The sequence below is a fragment of the Arthrobacter sp. 05N425 genome (assembly GCF_056397125.1).
Genome location: NZ_JBFTMU010000007.1, coordinates 210,060 through 229,777, shown reverse-complemented (window position 1 = coordinate 229,777; position 19,718 = coordinate 210,060). Strand labels below are relative to the sequence as shown.

16 protein-coding genes are annotated in these 19,718 nt (G+C 64.4%); 5 read left to right on the top strand and 11 right to left on the bottom strand.

Features of this window, described 5'->3' with window-relative positions; all coding sequences use genetic code 11:
• Window positions 1–59: 59 nt before the first annotated feature.
• From AC1DGE_RS11970 to AC1DGE_RS11945, 6 genes are all read right to left on the bottom strand, one after another.
• Entirely contained in the window at window positions 60–1,166 is a 1,107-nt protein-coding gene (locus tag AC1DGE_RS11970) for an ABC transporter permease (RefSeq protein ID WP_476892184.1), read from the bottom strand.
• Window positions 1,163–2,704 (bottom strand): ABC transporter permease subunit, encoded by a 1,542-nt coding sequence (locus AC1DGE_RS11965; RefSeq protein WP_476892183.1) that lies wholly within the window; start codon window positions 2,702–2,704, stop codon window positions 1,163–1,165. The genes AC1DGE_RS11970 and AC1DGE_RS11965 overlap by 4 nt, the downstream gene beginning before the upstream one ends.
• Window positions 2,705–2,883: 179 nt before the next feature.
• Entirely contained in the window at window positions 2,884–4,665 is a 1,782-nt protein-coding gene (locus AC1DGE_RS11960; RefSeq protein WP_441417153.1) for an ABC transporter family substrate-binding protein, read from the bottom strand.
• 401 nt (window positions 4,666–5,066) lie between these two features.
• Window positions 5,067–5,480: a hypothetical protein gene (locus AC1DGE_RS11955; RefSeq protein WP_476892182.1), complete on the bottom strand. Its 414-nt coding sequence runs from the start codon at window positions 5,478–5,480 to the stop codon at window positions 5,067–5,069.
• Between the two features lie 188 nt (window positions 5,481–5,668).
• Window positions 5,669–6,379 carry a class I SAM-dependent methyltransferase gene (locus tag AC1DGE_RS11950; protein WP_476892181.1) on the bottom strand — a complete coding sequence of 237 codons (711 nt, stop codon included), beginning with the start codon at window positions 6,377–6,379 and terminating at the stop codon, window positions 5,669–5,671.
• Between the two features lie 111 nt (window positions 6,380–6,490).
• Window positions 6,491–7,150: a Type 1 glutamine amidotransferase-like domain-containing protein gene (locus AC1DGE_RS11945; RefSeq protein WP_476892180.1), complete on the bottom strand. Its 660-nt coding sequence runs from the start codon at window positions 7,148–7,150 to the stop codon at window positions 6,491–6,493.
• A 232-nt stretch (window positions 7,151–7,382) separates the two neighbouring features.
• On the opposite strand from AC1DGE_RS11945, the gene AC1DGE_RS11940 reads away from it, so the two are divergent.
• The 3 genes from AC1DGE_RS11940 to AC1DGE_RS11930 are packed head-to-tail and all read left to right on the top strand — an operon-like array spanning window position 7,383 to window position 9,427.
• Window positions 7,383–8,075, top strand: a complete 693-nt coding sequence (locus AC1DGE_RS11940) for a histidine phosphatase family protein (RefSeq protein ID WP_476892179.1) — start codon at window positions 7,383–7,385, stop codon at window positions 8,073–8,075.
• Between the two features lie 24 nt (window positions 8,076–8,099).
• Window positions 8,100–8,660 carry a DUF3090 domain-containing protein gene (locus AC1DGE_RS11935; protein ID WP_476892178.1) on the top strand — a complete coding sequence of 187 codons (561 nt, stop codon included), beginning with the start codon at window positions 8,100–8,102 and terminating at the stop codon, window positions 8,658–8,660.
• Entirely contained in the window at window positions 8,660–9,427 is a 768-nt protein-coding gene (locus AC1DGE_RS11930; RefSeq protein ID WP_476917510.1) for an SCO1664 family protein, read from the top strand. Before AC1DGE_RS11935 ends, AC1DGE_RS11930 begins: the two co-directional genes overlap by 1 nt.
• 106 nt (window positions 9,428–9,533) lie before the next feature.
• On the opposite strand, the gene AC1DGE_RS11925 is transcribed toward AC1DGE_RS11930, so the two are convergent.
• The 3 genes from AC1DGE_RS11925 to AC1DGE_RS11915 form a co-directional block, all read right to left on the bottom strand.
• Window positions 9,534–10,856: a nicotinate phosphoribosyltransferase gene (locus AC1DGE_RS11925; RefSeq protein ID WP_476917509.1), complete on the bottom strand. Its 1,323-nt coding sequence runs from the start codon at window positions 10,854–10,856 to the stop codon at window positions 9,534–9,536.
• A 1,170-nt stretch (window positions 10,857–12,026) separates the two neighbouring features.
• Complete coding sequence (locus tag AC1DGE_RS11920) at window positions 12,027–12,290, bottom strand: hypothetical protein (protein ID WP_476892175.1); 264 nt, start codon at window positions 12,288–12,290, stop codon at window positions 12,027–12,029.
• A gap of 274 nt (window positions 12,291–12,564) precedes the next feature.
• Window positions 12,565–13,128, bottom strand: a complete 564-nt coding sequence (locus tag AC1DGE_RS11915) for a dihydrofolate reductase family protein (protein WP_441417143.1) — start codon at window positions 13,126–13,128, stop codon at window positions 12,565–12,567.
• A 334-nt stretch (window positions 13,129–13,462) separates the two neighbouring features.
• On the opposite strand from AC1DGE_RS11915, the gene AC1DGE_RS11910 reads away from it, so the two are divergent.
• Together AC1DGE_RS11910 and AC1DGE_RS11905 are read left to right on the top strand one after the other, a co-directional pair.
• Complete coding sequence (locus AC1DGE_RS11910) at window positions 13,463–13,900, top strand: DUF1003 domain-containing protein (RefSeq protein WP_476892174.1); 438 nt, start codon at window positions 13,463–13,465, stop codon at window positions 13,898–13,900.
• Between the two features lie 118 nt (window positions 13,901–14,018).
• Window positions 14,019–14,933 carry a DMT family transporter gene (locus AC1DGE_RS11905; RefSeq protein ID WP_476908506.1) on the top strand — a complete coding sequence of 305 codons (915 nt, stop codon included), beginning with the start codon at window positions 14,019–14,021 and terminating at the stop codon, window positions 14,931–14,933.
• Between the two features lie 792 nt (window positions 14,934–15,725).
• On the opposite strand, the gene AC1DGE_RS11900 is transcribed toward AC1DGE_RS11905, so the two are convergent.
• Both AC1DGE_RS11900 and ychF read right to left on the bottom strand, forming a co-directional pair.
• A complete protein-coding gene (locus tag AC1DGE_RS11900; RefSeq protein ID WP_476892172.1) occupies window positions 15,726–17,816 on the bottom strand; it encodes a putative bifunctional diguanylate cyclase/phosphodiesterase in 2,091 nt (696 codons plus the stop codon).
• 672 nt (window positions 17,817–18,488) lie between these two features.
• Window positions 18,489–19,574 carry a redox-regulated ATPase YchF gene (gene ychF / locus AC1DGE_RS11895; RefSeq protein ID WP_441417133.1) on the bottom strand — a complete coding sequence of 362 codons (1,086 nt, stop codon included), beginning with the start codon at window positions 19,572–19,574 and terminating at the stop codon, window positions 18,489–18,491.
• Between the last annotated feature and the right edge of the window lie 144 nt (window positions 19,575–19,718).

Here is a 19,718-nt window from a genome sequence, read left to right as displayed (position 1 = left end):
GCTACTGGGCGGTTGCCGCCCGGTAGCTGGCCGCTGCCGGCGGCGTGGCTGCAGCGCATCTAGTGGTCCTTGGGTCCATCAAATGCGGTGACCGGGGCGGCCTCCGGAACCCGGCTGCCCGTTTCCCGCGCCCTCTTAGCGTTGAACTTCTTCTGCCGCGGGTCGAACGCGTCGCGCAGCCCGTCGCCGATGAAGTTGATGCTCAGGCAGATCAGCACGATGAACAGGCCGGGGAACCAGAACAGCCAGGGACGGGTGGCGAACGCCTGCTGGTTCTGCGAGATGAGCAGGCCCAGCGAGGTATCCGGAGCCTTGACGCCGACGCCGAGGAAGCTCAGCGCCGTCTCGGTGAGGATCGCGGCGGACATGGTCAGCGTGACGTTCACGATCAGCACGCCGACGGCGTTGGGCAGGATGTGCTTGAAAATGATCCGCGCGTTGCTGGCGCCGGAGATCCTGGCCGCGTCGACAAATTCCCGCTCGCGCAGGGTCAGGAATTCACCGCGCATCAGGCGGGCCAGGCTCACCCAGCTGATCAGGCCGAGGAAGATGCCCAGGGCCAGGACGCCGTTGGTGCTGGCGAAGGCGGCGAACCAGCTTCCCGAGTCCCGCCGTCCGGCCATCTGCGCCATCACGGCGGCGAGCAGCAGCGCCGGAACGATGATGATCACGTCGGTCAGCCGCATCAGGATTGCTTCGGCCCAGCCGCGGAAGTAGCCCGAGACCGCTCCGACGACGACGCCGATCAGCCCCGCGATGATGCCGATGACGAACATGACCGTGATGGACTGCTGCGCCCCGCGCATGGTCATGGCGAACAGGTCGCGGCCGATCCGGTCCTGGCCGAACGGGTGCTCGCCCCAGGCCAGCGGCCAGAGCGAGGAGGTCGGCGCGCCGTCGTTGACCAGCGGCGAAACCTGCTCGTGGTTGTACTTCCACCAGCCGGGGATGCCCCAGTACCCGACCGAGGTGAAGGCGACGATGAATATGAGCGCAAAAACCACCAGGCCGATGATGGCACCGGAGTGGCCGAGGAAGCGCTTGCGGACAATCTGGCCCTGGCTCAGGCCCTTCGCTTCGAGGACGGGCTCGATGCCGGCCGCCGGCGTGGGCTGCAATGCGGCTTCTTCGGCCATGATTTCGTCTTGCTGGCTTGGCTGGCTCATGCTTTTACCCTTACGCGCGGATCAAGTGCGGAGTAGGCGAGGTCCGCGATGAGGTTGAACACCATGGCAGTGATGGCTACACACAGGAAGACACCCATGACCGGGTTGGGGTCAACGTGCGAGATGCCGTCCAGGAAGAGGAAGCCCATGCCGCGGACGGAGAAGACCGATTCGGTGATGACGGCGCCGCCGATCAGGCCGCCAATGTCGAAGGCCACGATGGTGGCGATCGGGATCAGCGCGTTGCGGAAGGCGTGGCGCATCACCACGGTCCGTTCCGACAGGCCCTTGGCCCGGGCGGTCCGGATGTAGTCCATGTTCATGATCTCCAGCATCGAGGCCCGGGTGAACCGGGTGTAGCTGGCGAGGGAGATCAGGATCAGCGCCATCGTCGGCAGGATCAGGTGGGTGAAGGAGTCCAGGCCCAGGACCCAGAAGTCGCCTTCGATGTTGGGGGTGGTCGCCCCGATGGTCGCGATGGGGCGGCCACGCACTCGGCTGTTGTTGAAGTACGTGGGCCACGCCTGCATGAAACGGTCCAGCAGGATCATGAATCCCACCAGGAACGAGGTGATGGCGGCCGCGCGCATCGACTGCCCCCGGTCGTAGCCGCCGACCAGGTAACCGATGCCCAAGCCGACCAGGACGGCGGCGATGGCCAGCAGCACGATCATGACGAAGGTGGCCTGGTCCAGCAGGGGCTGGACCAGGAAGTACAGGACCACGCCGACGCCGACGGCGATCAGTGCGGATTGCAGGGCCTTGCGGTTTTTCAGGCCGGCGGTGAGCAGGGTGACGGCGAAGGCGATGCCGACGCCGGCAATGGCGATCAGCACCGGGCCCAGGCCCGGGGCCTTGAACCATTCGGTGGCGGAGAAGTAGATGAGGATGGCCGTGACGAAGAGGAAAACGACGCCGCCGGAAAGCACCCTGCGCTTCAGCTCGCCGCCTATCGCCACCGCGATCAGCGCACCGAAGGCGATGCCGATGGCGATGGCGGTCGGTATCGGGATCTCCGGGTTCCTCAGGAAGTTGTTGAAGCCGATGGCGCCGAATTCCTTGAGCAGGACGGCGACCCAGAAGATTGGGAGGGAGAAGAACAGGAAGGCCATGAAGGTCACGCCGTAATCCAGCGCGCTGTACTGGCGCAGGGCGGTGATGATGCCCAGGGTGATGCCGACCAGGATGGCCAGCACCGTGGCACCGGTGACCAGGGTCAGGGTCTGGATGAGGGCATGGCCCAAGGCGTCGGTGACGGGCTGGCCCACGATGTTCTTGCCCAGGTCACAGGAGTTGGCGAAGGGCACGAGGCACTGGGCGGCGCCGCCGAGCCACTTGAAGTAGCGCAGCGGCGGCGGGACGTCCAGCTGCAGGAGTTCGGTGCGGGCGTCCATCAGTTGCTGCTTGTTGGCCGCGCTGATGGCGCGGTATTCCTCGAGGGGGTCGCCTGACGCCGCTGTCAGGAGATACACCAGGAAGGATGCGCCGAGAAGAATGAGGGCGGCAGTCATGAGCCGCCGGACTATGTAGGTCACCATGGGGAATAGAACCTCGGTATTCGGGCCCAGGGATCGCCCGGACCGGTCTCAGAGTTAGGCCGGATGCCCCGGACGATGCGGCCGCGCCAGTTCATCGCCGGGGTCGCTAGAAAGGCGTCGGGACCGTAAAGCCGTGGTCCCGACGCCTTTAGCTAGCAAGTGTCACTTGAGGCTGCGGGCTACTTCTGCGCCCACTCCCAGAAGTTCCACCAGACACCGGTCTGGTTCGGCATGTACTTCACGCCGGTGACGCGGTCGCTGTATGCGTCCACGCCGACGGACTGGAACAGCGGCAGGCCGTAGCTGGAAGCCCAGATCTTCTTGTCGATCTGCTGGACCAGGTCATCCTGCTTGGCCTTGTCGGTGGTGACGATCAGTTCGTCCATCAGCTTGTCGGCGTCGGGATCGGTGAACTTGTTGAAGTTCGAGCCGTTTCCGGACTTGAAGATCTGCGGGACGCCGGAGACGCCGACACCCGAGTTGCTCCAGCCAAAGATGGTGGCATCGTAGCTGCCGTTGCCGAGGGCCGCGCCCCAGTCCGACTTGCCGAGGCCGCCGTCGACGACCTTGAAGCCTGCCTTGGCGGCGGACTCGCGGATCAGGGAGAAGGAGTCCACCCGGTTGGGGTTGTCCTTGTTGTACATGATGCGGACCGTGGGGGTGGCGCCGTTCAGCAGCTTCTTCGCACCTTCGATGTCAACATCCTGGTAGGCGGAGGAGCCGTTGTCCTTGACGGAGTCGGCGTACTTGGCCTGGTCCGGGACGAAGAGCTGGGAATCCAGCGGAGCGGACTTGTCATCGAGCTTCTTGACGATCTTGTCGACGATGTCCTTGCGCGGAACCGTCTTCATGAAGGCTTCGCGGACATTCTTGTCGGCGAACGGGCCGCTGTAGTTCAGGTCGAGGTGGTCGTAGGCCAGCTGGTGGCCCACCTCCACCGTGACGCCCTGGCTTTCGAGGGCCTTGAGCTGCTCCACCGTGTCGGCGGAAGCCTGCGGGGCGATGATGTCGGCCTCGCCGTTCTTCAGCGCCTGGACCTGGGCCGGGGCTTCGCCGATGTAGCGGACGGTGATTTCATCCAGCTTGGGCTCCGGGCCCCAGTTGTAGTCCTTGTTCCTGACCATGGTCAGGGACTGGTCCTGGTTGACGGCCTTGACGACGAAGGGGCCGTTGGAGAGGTAGAGGCTCGGGTCGGCCGGCAGCGTCTTGGTGTCGAAGCCGGTGTTCCACATGTCGGCCATGGCCTTGAGCTGCTTGTTCGCGGGCTTGGGGTTCTTAGCGTCGCCGCGCGGCATGCCCTTGACCAGGTCAACGAAGGCCTTGGCGTCCGCCAGGCCGGCCTTCTTCGCAAGGACGTGGGCCGGAATGTCGATGCCGGGGCCGCCGAGGGCGATTTCCCAGTCAGCGAAGGGCTTGGAGTACTTGAGGGTCATCGAGCGGTTGTCGTCGCCGAGTTCCGGGAAATCGGTCAGCGCCAGGCCGGTCGGATCTCCCGCGTAGTCGAAGTACGAGGTGCCCTTCTTGCCATCCGCGTCAGCGTCGTTGTAGTAGCCGGAGAATGCTGCCCACTGAAGCACCAGGTCGGCTGCCGTGACGGGAGTGCCGTCAGACCACTTGACGCCGTCGTTGATGGTGTACTTCACGGTGAGCGGGTTGTCTGAGACCTTTTCCATCTTGCCGAACTTTTCGTTGCGTACAACGTTCAGCTTGTTGTCGACGTAGAAGAACCCGGAGTGGGTGGCGTAGCTGATCTTGGAGTTGATATCAGTGTTGCCTTCAGCGGTGTTGGGGTTGAACGTATTGAACGCGTTCACCTCTACGACCGTTGCCGATCCGCCTGTCTTGGCTGCTGCCGCGGCCGACGACGGGGTTGTCCCGCCGCTGTTGCCTGCGCAAGCGCTGAGTGCGAGTGCTGCTGCTGCCGCGACCCCCACTGCTTTGGAAATACGACCGAATCGCATTCCGCCTCCTTGTTTCTGTGGTGTGGATGAGACCGGCGCCGTAGGCACCAGACAGACGTCCACACTCCCCCAGCGGCAGTGTGGCGCGTCTCACATGGGATGAAGCGTAAACCCATGACAGGGCAGAAGGGCATGAAAGTTGACCGCGGGTATAGTTCGTTATCGAGCTGCAACAATTGGCGGCACCGTTAACTGAATTTTGTCGAAATTCATTGACGGATGCGGCACCCCAAGATAAAAGCCGATTGCTGCAAAAAGCCCGGATTCATGCAAATCGGGGCTTTACGAGTTAATCTTCCATTACTGGCCCCGACGGGGCCCAACCTGCGAAGCTGCACTCCGCCACGTCTTCGTTGGCAGCGCGACCGCCCGATCGCCATGTACTTTCCGCTGCTCCGACGCTAATGGTTCTGGCCGATTGCCAAGGTGCCGGAATTGAAGGCCAGTTGAAGTCCGCCGCCGACCGGGTCGAGCCTGCAGTTCTGGTCCTTTACCCGCGGCCAGCCGGCGAGCTCGGGCGCGCTGCGGCTCCACCGGTAGTGGGTGTCGTCGTGCCGCACGTAGATGTCGACTGCCTCGCCGTCGAACTGATCCTGGGTGATGAGCACCGACTGGCCGTCAGCGGCTTCAAGCCTCACATAGTCAGCAGACATCCCAGCCGTGAGGAAGGCGAAGAACAACAAGAGCGCAAGGTAGGGCACCGCAGCGGCCGCAGCCAGACCTGCGGTCCACGCGGCTGCCAGCCGTAGCTTGCGGCGGCGGATCCTTCTGATGAGCGGCGGCACCAAAAGGCTCGCCGCGGCGACCGCCGCCATTAGCGCAATAGCCCGGAGCCCTGCGCCAATACATTCGGCCGGCACAGCGAAGAAGAGAAGTAGATGCGAACCGGCGGCAACCCTGGCGGCCTCAGACACTGCACTTCCGCCCCACCCGACCAGCGCTGCCGCCACCAGGACCGCAGCGCCCCAGCCCTCGCGTCGGCTCAGGGGTCCACATCCCACCTCTACACTCTGTCGGCTTCGAGGACGAAGAAGATGAAGGACAGGAACGCTGTCTTCTCGCCAGTGAGGATGCGCGGGGGGAGGAGTTCGTGCGGTGTATCTGGAGACGGGGCTGGTTCGCTTACGGCGGCTACACGGTATCCGGCCGAGATGAAGGCGTTGATCATCGCGTGAAGGGGCCGGTGCCAGAAGGTCAGGACCGCAGGCTCGCCGTCGAACTCGTAGTCCTCCGAGTACTCCCGGACGGCGAAGTAGTCCTCGGTTGGCTGGGTGACCACGCTGACCGTGGGGTGGTTGACCGACAGGATCAGGCGGCCGCCCGGCTTGAGCACGCGCCGTAGTTCGGCAAGCGGTGCCGACCAGTCCTCGAGGTAGTGCAGGACCAGGGACGCGACGACGTCGTCGAAGGAGTCATCGGCGAAAGGGAGCGGCCTGCTGAGGTCGGCCAGGTGGAGGTCTGCGCTCTCTCCCAGTCGCTGTCGTGCCAATTCGAGCATGGCAGGACTGGAATCGAAGCCGGTCACGACCGCGCCCTTGGCGCCCAGTGCCGCGGACAGGGGCCCGGAGCCGCACCCGGCGTCGAGAATCCGGCGGCCGGCCACCTCGCCGGCGAGGCCTAGCATCGCGGGCCGCTCGTAGTAGGCGTTGAGGAGGCTGGACTCGTTCTCCGCCGAGTAGCTCTCAGCGAAACTGTCGTAGTGGTCGGCTCGCACGGATCCCCGCTCTCAGGTTGACGCTGATGGTCAGGTCGGTCGGCCCGATCCTACAACTTTTCAGGGGTCCTGTGCGGGGCACCGCAGGACTTCACAAATGCTGATCACCCATCACCCAAACTTCTTCCATCGTCCTTCGGAAACCACCTCGACGGAGCCGTCGACGACCTTGATGGCTGTCTGTTCATCGATGGCGTAGGCAGGAACATCTATGTCGGCGGCCCACCGCTCTGCGTGGGCCAGGGTGTTGCCCGGGAAAGCGTCCAGGTGAGGAAAGATCGAAAAATCCACCACCCCCAGAGTCTGGTCATCCGGAGCGGACGGCCACTCGACGAAGTAATCCCCGATCCGGGGCGTCATCACCATGCTTCCGGCACTCACCCCCACCCACACCGTGTCGGGAAGTGAGGGCAGCAGCTCGGCCAGCCCGGACTCCCGCATCCAATGGGACAGGTACGTCGCGTCGCCGCCGTCGACCAGGAGCACGTCGGCCGCCCGAAGCCAAGGGACCCACCGATCCGCGCCGATGGTGGGCAGCGCGGTCAGCTCGAGAACACCGAGCGACGCCCAGCCCAGGCCGGACAAGTGACGGTGGTTTGGGTGGGCGGCCAGTAGGCCCCGCACAGATGCCGGTCCGCACATGGGGTGACCCCACTGCGCCGTCGGGACGACCAGGGCGTGGCATTGGGCGACCGGTTTGTTGAGAAGCTGCACGAGCGCCGAGTGGATGCTCGGGTTCGTCACGCCGCCTGACGTCAGCAAGAGATTCACACGTGCCCCCAAAGTTCGCGCGCGGATGGTGGATGTGCCTGAACGCGGGAAACGGGCTGGAACCCACCGGCCGATTCGGTAAGCATGCCCGTCTGGCGCTCGGCCCTTCAATAGGTACACACCCAGCAAATCTTTGTCCATGGTCCGGCATGGATGCAGACACCACTCAGGTGGTGGACGCGCGACCCGGTCCGGTTCACACCGCCGTCGAGCGGGTGGCTAGGCTGGGTGGATGGCGACAGTTATCCTCGTGCGGCACGGCCGCACCACAGCCAATGCCACTGGACTGCTGGCCGGCCGGGCAGCCGGCGTCAGCCTGGACCAGACCGGGCGGGAGCAAGCGGCTCTGACCGGAGACCGGCTCGCGACCGTACCCTTGGTCGGGGTGGTGTCGAGCCCCCTTGAGCGTTGCCGGCAGACCGCCCAGCTCATCCTCGATCGCCAGGCGGGCGCGCCGTACGCGCCGGTCGATCTCGATCTCACCGAGTGCGATTACGGCCAGTGGCAGGGCCGCACGCTCAGTGATCTCGCGGCCGAGGATTTGTGGCCGGTTGTGCAGTCGCAACCGTCCGCCGTCGTCTTTCCCGGCGGTGAATCCATGGCCGCGATGCAGGCTCGGTCGGTGGCAGCGGTTCGACGCCACGACGCAGCTTTTGAAGCCGAGTACGGGCCAGGGGCCGTGTGGGTGGCGGTGAGTCACGGTGACATCATCAAGTCAATCCTCGCCGACGCGCTCGGCATGCACCTTGACCTGTTCCAGCGTATTAACGTGGGCCCCGCGTCCGTATCGATCGTCCGCTACGGCGCCAGTCGGCCGAGCGTCTACGCGACCAACACCGACGCGGGTGATCTGTCGTGGCTGTCGAACGGCATCCATTCCGGCGATGCGCCGGTGGGCGGCGGTGCAGGGCAACCGGCGCCATGACACTCATGTGCCTAAAATACTGACATGCCTTCACGTGTTCACGAGTTTGCCTGGCCCGATCGGGTCATCGTCGGCACCATCGGCGTTCCAGGGGCGCGCACGTTCTACCTGCAGGTGCGCGCAGGGAAGCAGCTCGTGAGTGTTGCCATGGAAAAGCAGCAGGCAGCTCTGCTCGCGGAGAAGGTCGACGAAATTCTCGACCAGCTCATCACCGTCGACGGCAACCCGTTCAGCGTTCCCACGGGTACTCCCCTTGAACTTGTCGACAATGACCAGCTCGAGGCCGTTCAGGAGCAGTTTCGCACCGGCGCCATGACCTTAGGGTGGGATCCAACCACGGCTCAGGTCGTCATAGAGGCCTATCCCGTCACCGATGCCGACGCCGATGCCGATGAGAACGACGAATCGCTTGACGAGGACGGCGCTAACGAGCCCGAAATGCTGCTGGTGCGAATGCCGGTCGGCACCGCCCGCGCATTCGCCAAGCGCACCCGCGAGATCGTGGGCGCCGGGCGTCCGACGTGCCCGCTCTGCGGTTACCCCATGGACGCCGACGGGCACATCTGCACCCTTCCCGAGGTCTGATGCCAGCGCCCGACCTAGTGAACACCGAGCTGACCCTCACCGGCCGCATCACGACGGCATCAAACGCTACGTTTCTGGGCAGCATCGGCGACGTGATGGTCGTCTATAAGCCGATAGCCGGCGAAAGCCCGCTGTGGGACTTTCCCCACGGCACCCTGGCTCACCGGGAGGTGGCCGCCTACCTGGTCTCGCAGGCCTTCGGCGGGGACGTCGTGCCGCGCACTTGGCTGCGCGATGGTCCGATGGGCGAAGGAATGGTGCAGCTCTGGCAGGAGCAAGACCACGCCCAAAGCGCCGTCGACCTGGTCGCGACGGACCGCGTGCCGGAGACTGGCTGGAAACACGTCCTTGAGGGACGGGATGAGAACGGACGGATGATCGCCCTCATTCACGAAGACTCGCCCGCGCTCAGACGCATGGCGGTGTTCKACATCATCGTCAACAACGCAGACCGCAAAGGCGACCACATTCTTGCCATGACGGACGGACACCGGCACGGCGTGGACCATGGGCTCACCTTCCACCCGGACCACAAACTGCGCACGGTGCTGTGGGGATGGCTGGGAGACGCTCTGACCTCCGAGGAACGCGACGGCATCGATCGCGTCACCGAGGGATTGAACGGCGGGCTGGGCCGAAACCTGGCGGACTTGCTCAGTGCCGAAGAAATCGCAGCGCTCGCCGCGCGCTGCGCCCGGTTGCGCTTGGCAGGGCGGTTTCCGGCTCCGCGCGGTGAGATGCCGGCGGTACCCTGGCCGCTGTTCTAAGGAACGACGGCGACGGCTTCGCCGGCTGTGCCGCGTTGAGTCGTCCCTCTGCGGACGCGCCCGCAGAGCGGATCCAACGCCAGGCAAGGTCGGCGCCTTGACCACTTCACTCGTAGATGGTCGGGATAGCCGGACCGCCGGCCTGCAGCCGGTCCACGACCCGGGGCAACTCCGCCATGGAGGCCGCGTGCCGGTCCCGCGCCCGACCCACCGCGCCCGGCCCGGTCCACCCGGGCAGGAGCTCGCCGCCTCTCATGAACTGCTGCAGGAGCGGCCGGCCGTTCTTGCCATCGGCCGGCGGATGCTCCACGCCGAGGACCTCATGGGTGGCGGTGCCGCGGCCATCCAGGCGGCGCACCGCGAACTTGCGGCCGCCCACGTTGATCTTGTCCTTCGAGGTCTTCGCGACGGCGACGAGCCCGCCTGAGTCGCCGGCGCGGCTTACCAACTTGTAGACCATGCCGGCGGTGGGCGCCCCGGAACCCGTCACCAGCGACGTGCCGATCCCGTAGGAATCGGCCGGCGCTGACCCTAGCGCGGCGACGGAAAACTCGTCCAGGTCCGAGGTCACCACGATTTTGGTGTGCACGTTGCCCAGGCTGTCCAGGAGTTCGCGGACCCAGCGCGCCTGGGCCACGAGGTCTCCGGAGTCCAGCCGGATGGCCCCGAGCTTGTCTCCGGCAAGGTCGACGGCGGTGCGGACAGCCGCTTCGACGTCGTACGTGTCCACGAGCAGTGTGGTGCCCGCCCCCAGCGAGGCAAGTTGCGCCGCGAAGGCGTCGCGCTCGGAGTCGTGGACCAGCGTGAAGGAGTGTGCCGCGGTGCCGACGGTCCGGAGGCCGTAGCGCCGGCCGGCGGCCAGGTTGGACGTGCCGGAAAAGCCGGCGATCACGGCCGCGCGGGCCGCCGCCGCGGCCGGTTCCTCGTGCGTACGGCGGGAACCCATCTCAATACAGGGCCTGCCGCCGGCGGCACTGGTCATTCGGGAGGCGGCCGAGGCGATGGCACTGTCGTGGTTCAGCACCGACAGGACGTAGGTCTCCAGGACGCAGGCCTCGGCGAAGGTCGATTCCACGATCAAGACGGGGGAATGCGGAAAGTAAGCCTCGCCCTCCGGATACCCCCAGATGTCACCGGAGAACCGGAAGGCGGACAGGTGTTCCAGCGTGTCTTGATTAACCACCCCGGAGCCGGCCAGGAAATCGAGGTCGTCCTGGCTAAAGCGGAAGTCTGCGATGCCTTCAAGGAGCCGGCCGGTGCCAGCCACGATCCCGTACCGGCGCCCGGCCGGGAGTCCGCGGGCAAAGGCCTGGAAGACGGACCGGCGGTGTGCGGCCCCGGAGTAGAGCGCCGCCTGGTACATGGTCAGCTCATAGTGATCGGTAAACAGTGAGGTCCGGGATCCGTCCGGTGCGGCAGATGTGCCCATGACTCACTCTAGGGCGGGGCCGTGCGGAAAGGGAGGCCGCTGGCCGCTGGTACCGGCTGGCGTGCTGTACCGTCTCCGGGCCGCACTTAGCCAGTGCATGGAGCTTGCCGGATCCGAGCCGGCCCACGAACTGCTCACGCTCGTCAGCGCCGAACTGGAACGCCGCGAAAGCCCGGAGCATCCGCACCCGCGGTTCCCACCACGGTGAGGGACCAAAGACCCCACGCCGCCTCGGCGGCCTGGCTGCTGGCCCACCGCAAGGACCTTCGCCCCTACTCAGGGAACTCATACAAGCGATTAATGAGGGCTAGAGCGTGCGCTAAAGAGGAGAGGGATCATGGGAACATGCGATGTTTGCGGTAACCCCGACGGAAGGACGTTCACCGTCTCCATGGGAAACCAGAGTGGAACTTTCGACAGCTTCGAATGCGCCATACAAATGATGGCTCCGGCGTGCGAACACTGCGGCTGCCGGATCATCGGACATCCGGTGGAGAGCGAATCGGGCGTGTACTGCTGCCTCCACTGTGCCAAGGAAGCAGGAAACCCGCACAAGCCCGCCAAGGAACAACCTTCCGGCCTCGCCGTTCCGGCCCAAGACCCATCTTCCCCCCGCTGAGTGCTTCCGCGGTGAACCGCCACCTCGGACTGGGCGGTTCACCGCGGAGATGGGGTGAGCGCGGTGGGAGATAGGGGCCGCTGTGGGCGAACCACGCGTCGACCATGTCGGATTACGTGGGCCAGGGAAAGTGCGTGGCCTGGCACTAAATAGGGGAAGCCCCACCAGCAATGCTGAAGGGGCTTCGACTGTTTTGATTCCGTTATGACGAACATCATCTCCCGAACTTGCGGGAATCCTAGCGCTTCCTGCCTCGTCACCGGCAGACCACGGAGGATTAGATCCACCATGCGTTCAAGGGTTCCCCTGTTGTTCGTTCCCGTCCTTCTTTCGAAGAACGTATTAACAGTGATACGCCCAGTTTTTCGATGGCGCAAGAGCCAATGCTCCCCGCGTCGGCGGGACTTTTCCGAGCGGTGTCGGTGGATCAAGGTGACTGCAGGAGACTGCAGCTTGGATCCAGGGCCACAGCACCGCCGCAGAGGCCAGTTCCTGACGCCCGAACTGAACCTGAATCGAAAAGCCATCCGCCACGGGATCCGATAGCAACGCTAGGCTGTCATCGTGTTTGCCAGCTCGTGTTTCTCCGGGGTGACTTCCACCGGCAGATTTGGCCTGACATTGTTGTCGAACCATGCATCGTGCTGCGCGGCCTCCTCCCAAATTTCCACGACAGTCATTCCGCCTACGCTCTCATAGGCGTAATGGGCGTTGAATCCTGGCGTGGCCATGAGCTTGTCCCTGAGAGCGGCGGCGATGCCTTCGTACTGTTCCCGGGTCAGGCCGGGCACAAGGTTTTGGACCAGAACAGTCATGGCGGACTCCTTTATAACCGAACGGCCAGCCGGGCGGACGGAACCCGCGGACAGGGCCGGCACAGCCGAAGCCTACGCCGGTAACGGCGGCCGCGACATAGCTGGGTGCTACGCCGTGGGGCTGGGACGGACCCCAAGACGGGGCGTTTGCGTGGCGAGCCTCGACACGTTGGATTCGTCCCGGGAACACGCGCCCGGCCGGGGGCCAGTCGGCGATGTGTACGTTGGGTTGGCCGCGTCCGGCCCTGTCAAGGTTGGCGCTCCGGCCGGGCACTCAGTGCCGGGTCTCGTACCTAGTGAGGACCACACCGCCCGGAAAGGTCCGGGTCTCCACCAAGCTCAGGTTCACCCAGTTGTCCAGGGCTGTGAAGAACGGCGTGCCGCCGCCCAACAGCACCGGATGAGTGACGATCGCGTACTCGTCGATCAGTCCGGCCCGCATGGCTGCCGCGGCGAGCGTGGCACCGCCGATGTCCATGGAGGCGCCGTCGTCCGCCTTGAGCCGGGTGATCTCCGTGACCGCGTCGCCGGTGACCAGGCGGGTATTGCCGTCGACCGTGCGGGTCGTCGAGGAGAACACCACCTTTGGCATGTCCCGCCAGCGGCGGGCGAACTCGATCTGCGCCGGTGTGGCGCCAGGCTGCTGGTCGGCAGTCGGCCAGTGGGAGCTCATCCTCTCCCACAGTTTGCGCCCGTACAGCGCCAGCCCGGTCGCCGCCACCCGGTCGGACCACCATTGGAACAGCTCGTCGCTCGGTGCGCTCCAGCCGAGGTCATCGCCGGGCGCAGCGATGTAGCCGTCCAGGCTCAGGTTCATACCGAAGGTCAATTTGCGCATGGCGTCAGTCTCCCGTGAGGGGGTATTCCTTGTACAGAGTCGAACAGACCCGGAACGCCGTCGCGTGACTAACCGTTCATATCGATCGCCGGTCAAGCGGGCCGCAGAAGTTCACTGCACCGCCGAGGCTTCGCCGTCACAAACGGGACAGCAGGTGATGGACGCTATGTGTGTGAAGTCCCGCCAGCCAGCATGGCCGGCGGGACCTTTCAATTAGCTCTCGCCGCACCCTGCTTGACAGAAAGAGAAACTAAGCAAGCTTATCATCCTGACGCTTCTCCACCTGCTGGTAGGCAGAGGCCCGGCGGCGGTCATCCTCCGGCTACCCTGAGTCATGACCGACCACCCAAAGACCTGGCACGACGGGCACAAAGCCACCCTCACTAGAGGGCAGCGCGCCGCAGACATCATGCGAAACGGAATGGGAAGTTGGCCATTCGTGGGCGGCTTCATCACTTTCATGCTCATCTGGGCCGCCATAAACACCTGGGCCCTGGCCACCAACTCCTGGGATCCGTACCCCTACATCCTTCTCAACCTCCTGCTCTCGATGCTGGCCGGACTCCAAGGGGCCATCCTGTTGATCGCCGCCAAAAGGCAGGATGCCATCGCCGCCGCCATGGCTCAACACGACTACGACACCAATGTAAAAGCCAAGGAAGAGATTGAGCTGCTTATGGCAATCAACAGCCAACAGTTGGAGATTCTCAAGGAGCTGAAGGAACTGGCGACCATTGAACGCCATGGCGTCATCGATCCTGCCGGCATCTGACCTGCACCCGTTGCCCGGACTAGGCCAGGCCAGTAGGCCGTCCTGGCCCCCGGCTCCTTCTCCTGGGAAGCGCTGAGGCGGTGCAGTCAGCGCTGCAAGCCACCTGTAGGGTCGGAGCATGATCCAGACTGTCGCAGCGCCAATCTTGTCGTCCTATCACTGGCTTGGCATCCCGATCGCCGTCGCCGGAGCGACCCTGCTGGCCCTGGGCACCCTCTTCCAGCACAAAGCCGTAGACGAGCAGGCGCCCGCACCGGGGCGCGGCGCCGGGAGCATGGGAGGGGGCCGGCTGCAGGCCCTCCTGGGCAAACCGGCGTGGCTCGCCGGCACAGCCATGCTGGGAGCAGCAATACTCCTGCAGCTCACAAGTCTGAGATTCTCACCCCTGATCGTTGTGCAGCCCATCGGCGCAGTCGCCCTTGTGGTCACGGCCCTGGCGACCGCCAAAATGACCCGGAGGCCGCCGGGCCGCCGAGCGCTCACATCCGTGGCCCTTTGTATTGCCGGTGTCGGGGTGTTTGTTGCAGTCGCTGCAGTTTCCGCGCGCGACGCTGCAATCACCGACCGGCAACTCATCACAATTCTGATACTGCTCGGCGCTGTCCTCGCCGCGCTCGGCACGGGTTTCGGCCTTTGGCGCCACAGCTGGAGCGCCGTCGTGTTCACCGCCGGAGCCGGGACACTCTTCGGGTTCGTCGCGGCGCTGGCTAAAACCGTCATTGCCCGACTCTTCCAGGGCGACTTCGAATGGCTATCCCTAACCTGTCTGGCAGGGCTCATCATCGCAGCCCTGTTCGGGACGTTTTTGGTCCAAAACGCCCACACCCGAGGGACACCCGAACTCGTCGTCGCGGGCCTGACAGTAATTGATCCGCTCGTCGCCGTCACCATAGGCATTACCGTCCTCGGGGAGGCTGACACAGCCCCGGCAGAAGCATTCATCGCATTCCTCCTCGCCGGCGCAACAGCCGTCGCCGGAGTCGTCCTGCTGGCCACCGTCAAAAAGGCACCGGTCAGCACTACGGCCGCATAGTCCGTAGCACAGCAGCCTCCTCCGTCCTGACCGCGACAGCGGCCCCTACGGCCGCATCCGTCTCCCCCGCAGCTCTGCCCCGACCAGTGCGCGGCAGCCAACACTAGCCACCGCTGTACTCTTCAAGTCGCCGCGCAATATGGCAACCGCGGAAGGCGTCACCGCCATGGTCGCGATTGATGTCTGCATACCTAGACAGACCTTATTCCGTGAGACGCGTCGACCCGGCCCTTTTGCGCGTGCGAAGAAGCTCTGGCGGTCGTGGCACCATGCAGGGATATTTCCGCAAAAGCGGCCGCCAGGAACATGTGTTCTTGGCGGTCATCGCAAAAGGGCTCAGGGACTACACCTTGAAGCGGAACTCCCCCACGTTCCGTCACGGAATAAACTTTGCTCCACCACGATGGACCCGAAGACGAGTTCGCGGCCGATCCAGAGCACCCGCGCACTCCCGGACCCGCTCGAGAGGACCTCATGAAGTTGCGCGCGGCACTCCGGAAGGTTCAGCGCCTGGACGGACCGGACATCACCGGCGGGTTCCTCACCCTCGTTGAAGAGGAACGTCGTCGTCGCAGGACGGCGCGGAAAATCCCCATCTCCGGGCCCGCCCGGGCACGTCGACGCCCGCCCCGCACCGGACCCGGCACCGACCCCGCACCGAAGAGAGCGCGGTCGGTGACCTGTGCTGCGCTGACAGAAAAGACACGGGCCACGACCTCGTTTTCGCCACCTCCACCCGGACGTAGCCGCCGACTGACCTGCAACCGGGAAGGATCCTGGGACGCCCTCGAATCAGACCAGGCCGGGCACAGTCCCGTGTCCCGGTTCAACGGCAAGGAGAGCGCCCATGCCGGGCGCCGGCTCTGAATCCCGGGACTCGAGCCAGGAGTCCAGCTCCTCAGCGGACACCGGACTGGACATGAAGAAGCCCTGGGCGAGGTCGCACCCATAGTCACTGAGCGCCCGGTAGGCCCGTTCGTCCTCAACGCCCTCCGCCGTCATTTCAAAGCCCAAGCTGTGGGCCAAGTCGATGGTCGAGACCACCAAAGCGGTAGCGCGGGCGTCATCCATCATCGAAAGAACAAAGGACTTGTCGAGCTTGAGCTCATCGATGGGAAGCTCCCGCAGGTAGGACAGCGAACTGTACCCCTTTCCAAAGTCGTCGACGGCGATCCTGACCCCCATCTCCCGCAGGGCCGCCAGCACAGCACAGGCACGCTCACGGTCAGCAACCAGCACGTCCTCCGTGATCTCCACGACCAGCACAGAAGGAGATAACCCCCGGGCGGCGGCCATGGCGGCAACCTGCTCTGGCAGCCGCGCGTCCATAATCGACCCCGCGGACAAATTAACCGCAACAGAAATCAACCGTCCCTGCCTCGTCCACCGAGCCGCCTGATCCAAGGCCTTGACCAGCACCACGCCCGTCAGGGCCCGCATGAGCCCGGCCTCCTCAAAGCGATTGAGGAAAGCATCGGGCTGCAATAACCCCAGGCTCGGGTGGGTCCAGCGAACGAGCGCCTCTACGCCGCGGACCTCGCCCGTCCCCAGCTCAAGCTTCGGCTGGAAATGCAGAACAAGCTGATCTTCGGTCAGGGCTGCATTTAATGCCTGCACGCTGTGGAAGTGCGTGTGACCAGAGGCGCCCACTGTCTCCATGTAGAGAGCGTGGCCGCTGCGGTTGGACTTCGCCGAGTACATGGCCATGTCCGCTTTGCGCAATAGCAAACTCAGGTCCCGGCCTTGCTCCGGAAAACACGAAATGCCGATACTGGCGTTGACCTGCACCGTGACCCCGCCCAAGTCATAAGCGCTCCCCAAAACCTCCCGAAGCTTCAGGGCCACCGCCTCCGCTTCCTTCGGCGAACAGTCGGCGACATGAACCACAAACTCATCCCCGCCCATCCGGGTCAATAGATCGGCGTCACGGAGCTTTCCGGACAATCGAGCGGCGACCTGCCTGAGGAGCTCATCCCCCACATCGTGGCCCAACCCGTCGTTGATCTCCTTGAACTTATCCAAATCCAGTAACAGGACTGCGCTGGCCCGGCGGGCGTCGGCCAGCCGTAACGGCAGATCAGCGTACAGGGCGCGCCTGTTCGGAAGACCGGTGAGCTCGTCAGTCCTGGCCTGCCGGTTGGCATCAGCCAGCCGGATCCTCTGCCGAAACACCAACGGCAACACGGCCAACGCCAACGTAAGTCCCGCCAGCACAACCGCCAGCAGCATCACGCGTTGTTGGGTGGCCAGGATTAGGACACCAAGTCCTGCAACCGTTGCTAGTGCCGGGACGGCCTGAACCGGGATATCAGGACGCCTTGCCCGGGCCGACGACTGCCCGGCATCTTCCTGAACTACCGCCCAACAACCGATCAAGGCAGTCCCCAGCGCCCACGCCGTATCCAGCGGAGTTCCCACGACATAAAGATCGTGGAGTTCCAGCAGGGCATACACGATGTCCGCCCCGGTAAACGTGAGCAATCCAGCCACCAGCAGGACCCACCCACGTCCCAACCCGCCGCCAGGGGTGGCTGCGATTCCCATGACCGTAGCGACCAACAACAGATCCAGCAGAGGATAGGCGGCGCCAACCGCTGCCGCCACCGAATGCGACCCCCCAAAAGCAGACCCAAAAACCGGCCCCAGGACCACGGTCAGAGCTGCTGCAGCCCCAAGGCCCCCCACAACACTGTCCAGGACGACCGGCCAGGTCATGTCACGCAACCGCCCCCTGACGACCACCAGCAACGCCGCGAGCATCAGGATGTAGAAGCCGACATACCCAATATCCGCGGGCGAAGGCAGGGGAACACTTCCACCGCCGGCCGACTGCACAGCATAGTAGGTGTCGCCCGCGGCCTGGCACGACACGGCAGCTGCCACCAAAGCGATGTCCGGTCTGCGGGAGCGCGCTCGTCCAGCCACAAGCCAACAGACAACCGCAGGCAGCCAAACGGTCAGGAGCGACAAGAATCCATCGACAAGGGGACTGAAAGCATCCGAATCACGGCACAAGACGCCGACCGCATACAGGACCGCGGCAGCGATCATGCCACCGGAACACACCCAGATAAAACGCCTCCACGAGTGGACTCCGGCGCCCGCCACGTCCTCTCCCGCCATCAGCCCTCACCCCAGCAACGGGCCACAGGGGCGATCCGTAGAGCAACGCCGCGCTTGGCTTTCGAAAAGTCACCAATTAGGGCAAAGACGTCGACAACATTGCAGATCATGATGCTCCTCCGCGGAAACCTTCCGCTACATACTCAGCTATCGACCTACAAACGCGCCCGGTAACGATATCCCGCCCATAAGGAAGTCCCCGAAGCTCTGGTACGGGCGTCGACCCAGCTGCAACGAACCTCAGTCGAATCCGGGAGGGATAAGGGGGTCCAAGAAAAACAATGCGTCAATCTTTCGGGGCCGGAGCCGGTTGCCTTCAGGATGCAAAGTCCGAGCGGCATCATTTCGCCTTGGCAACCGGTGGCGAAAGCGATGGCCGCTAAGAACACGTGTTCTTAGCGGCCATCGAAAATGGTCTCAGAGGATCAGGAACTACACGTTGAAGCGGAACTCCACCACGTCGCCGTCGGCCATGACGTATTCCTTGCCTTCAATGCGGACCTTGCCACGGGCCTTCGCTTCGGCCATCGAGCCGGCCTCGATGAGGTCGTCGAAGGACACAACTTCGGCCTTGATGAAGCCGCGCTGGAAATCGGAGTGGATCACGCCGGCGGCCTGCGGTGCCGTGTCGCCCTGGTGGATGGTCCAGGCCCGGGTCTCTTTGGGACCGGCGGTGAGGTAGGTCTGCAGCCCCAGCGTGTGGAAGCCGACGCGCGCCAGCTGGTCGAGGCCGGACTCGTCCTGGCCGTTCATTTCCAGCATTTCGCGGGCTTCTTCCTCGTCCAGTTCGACGAGGTCGGACTCGAGCTTGGCGTCGAGGAAGATGCAGTCGGCCGGGGCCACCATGGCGCGCAGCTCTTCCTGCTTCTCCGGACTGCCAAGGATTCCCTCATCCGCGTTGAAGACGTAGATGAACGGCTTGGCCGTGAGCAGGCCCAGCTCCTTGAGGTGTTCCATCTCGAGCTTGTCGCTCTTGATCGAGGAGAAGATGGTGTCGCCGCGTTCCAGCACAGCCTGGGCGGCCTTGACGGCGGCAAGCTCGGCGGCTTCGCGCTTTTTGATCTTTACTTCTTTTTCGATCCGGGGGACGGCCTTCTCGATGGTCTGCAGGTCCGCCAGGATCAGCTCGGTGTTGATGGTCTCCATGTCCGAGCGGGGATCAACCTTGCCGTCGACGTGGATGACGTCTGGGTCATCGAACACGCGGACGACCTGCGCGATGGCCTCGGCCTCACGGATATTCGCGAGGAACTGGTTGCCCAGGCCCTCACCTTCGGAGGCGCCCTTGACGATGCCGGCGATGTCCACGAAGGACACGGCGGCCGGGAGCAGGCGTGCGGAGCCGAAGATGGCCGCCAGCTTCTCGAGCCGCGGGTCCGGCAGGTTCACGACGCCGACGTTGGGCTCGATCGTGGCGAACGGGTAGTTCGCAGCGAGCACCTGGTTGCGGGTCAGTGCGTTGAAAAGAGTTGATTTGCCGACGTTGGGCAGTCCGACGATGCCAATAGTAAGAGCCACGAGTATTGATTCTACCGGTAAACGGGCCGGTCCCCTGCGGCGGCGGGGCGCTGTTCGCCGTCGGCGTCGCTCCTGACTGCCTCAGACCGTGAGGGCCCGTGCGTCACTGGCTAAAAGTGTCAGGGGTGCGTGCCAGAGTGAAGG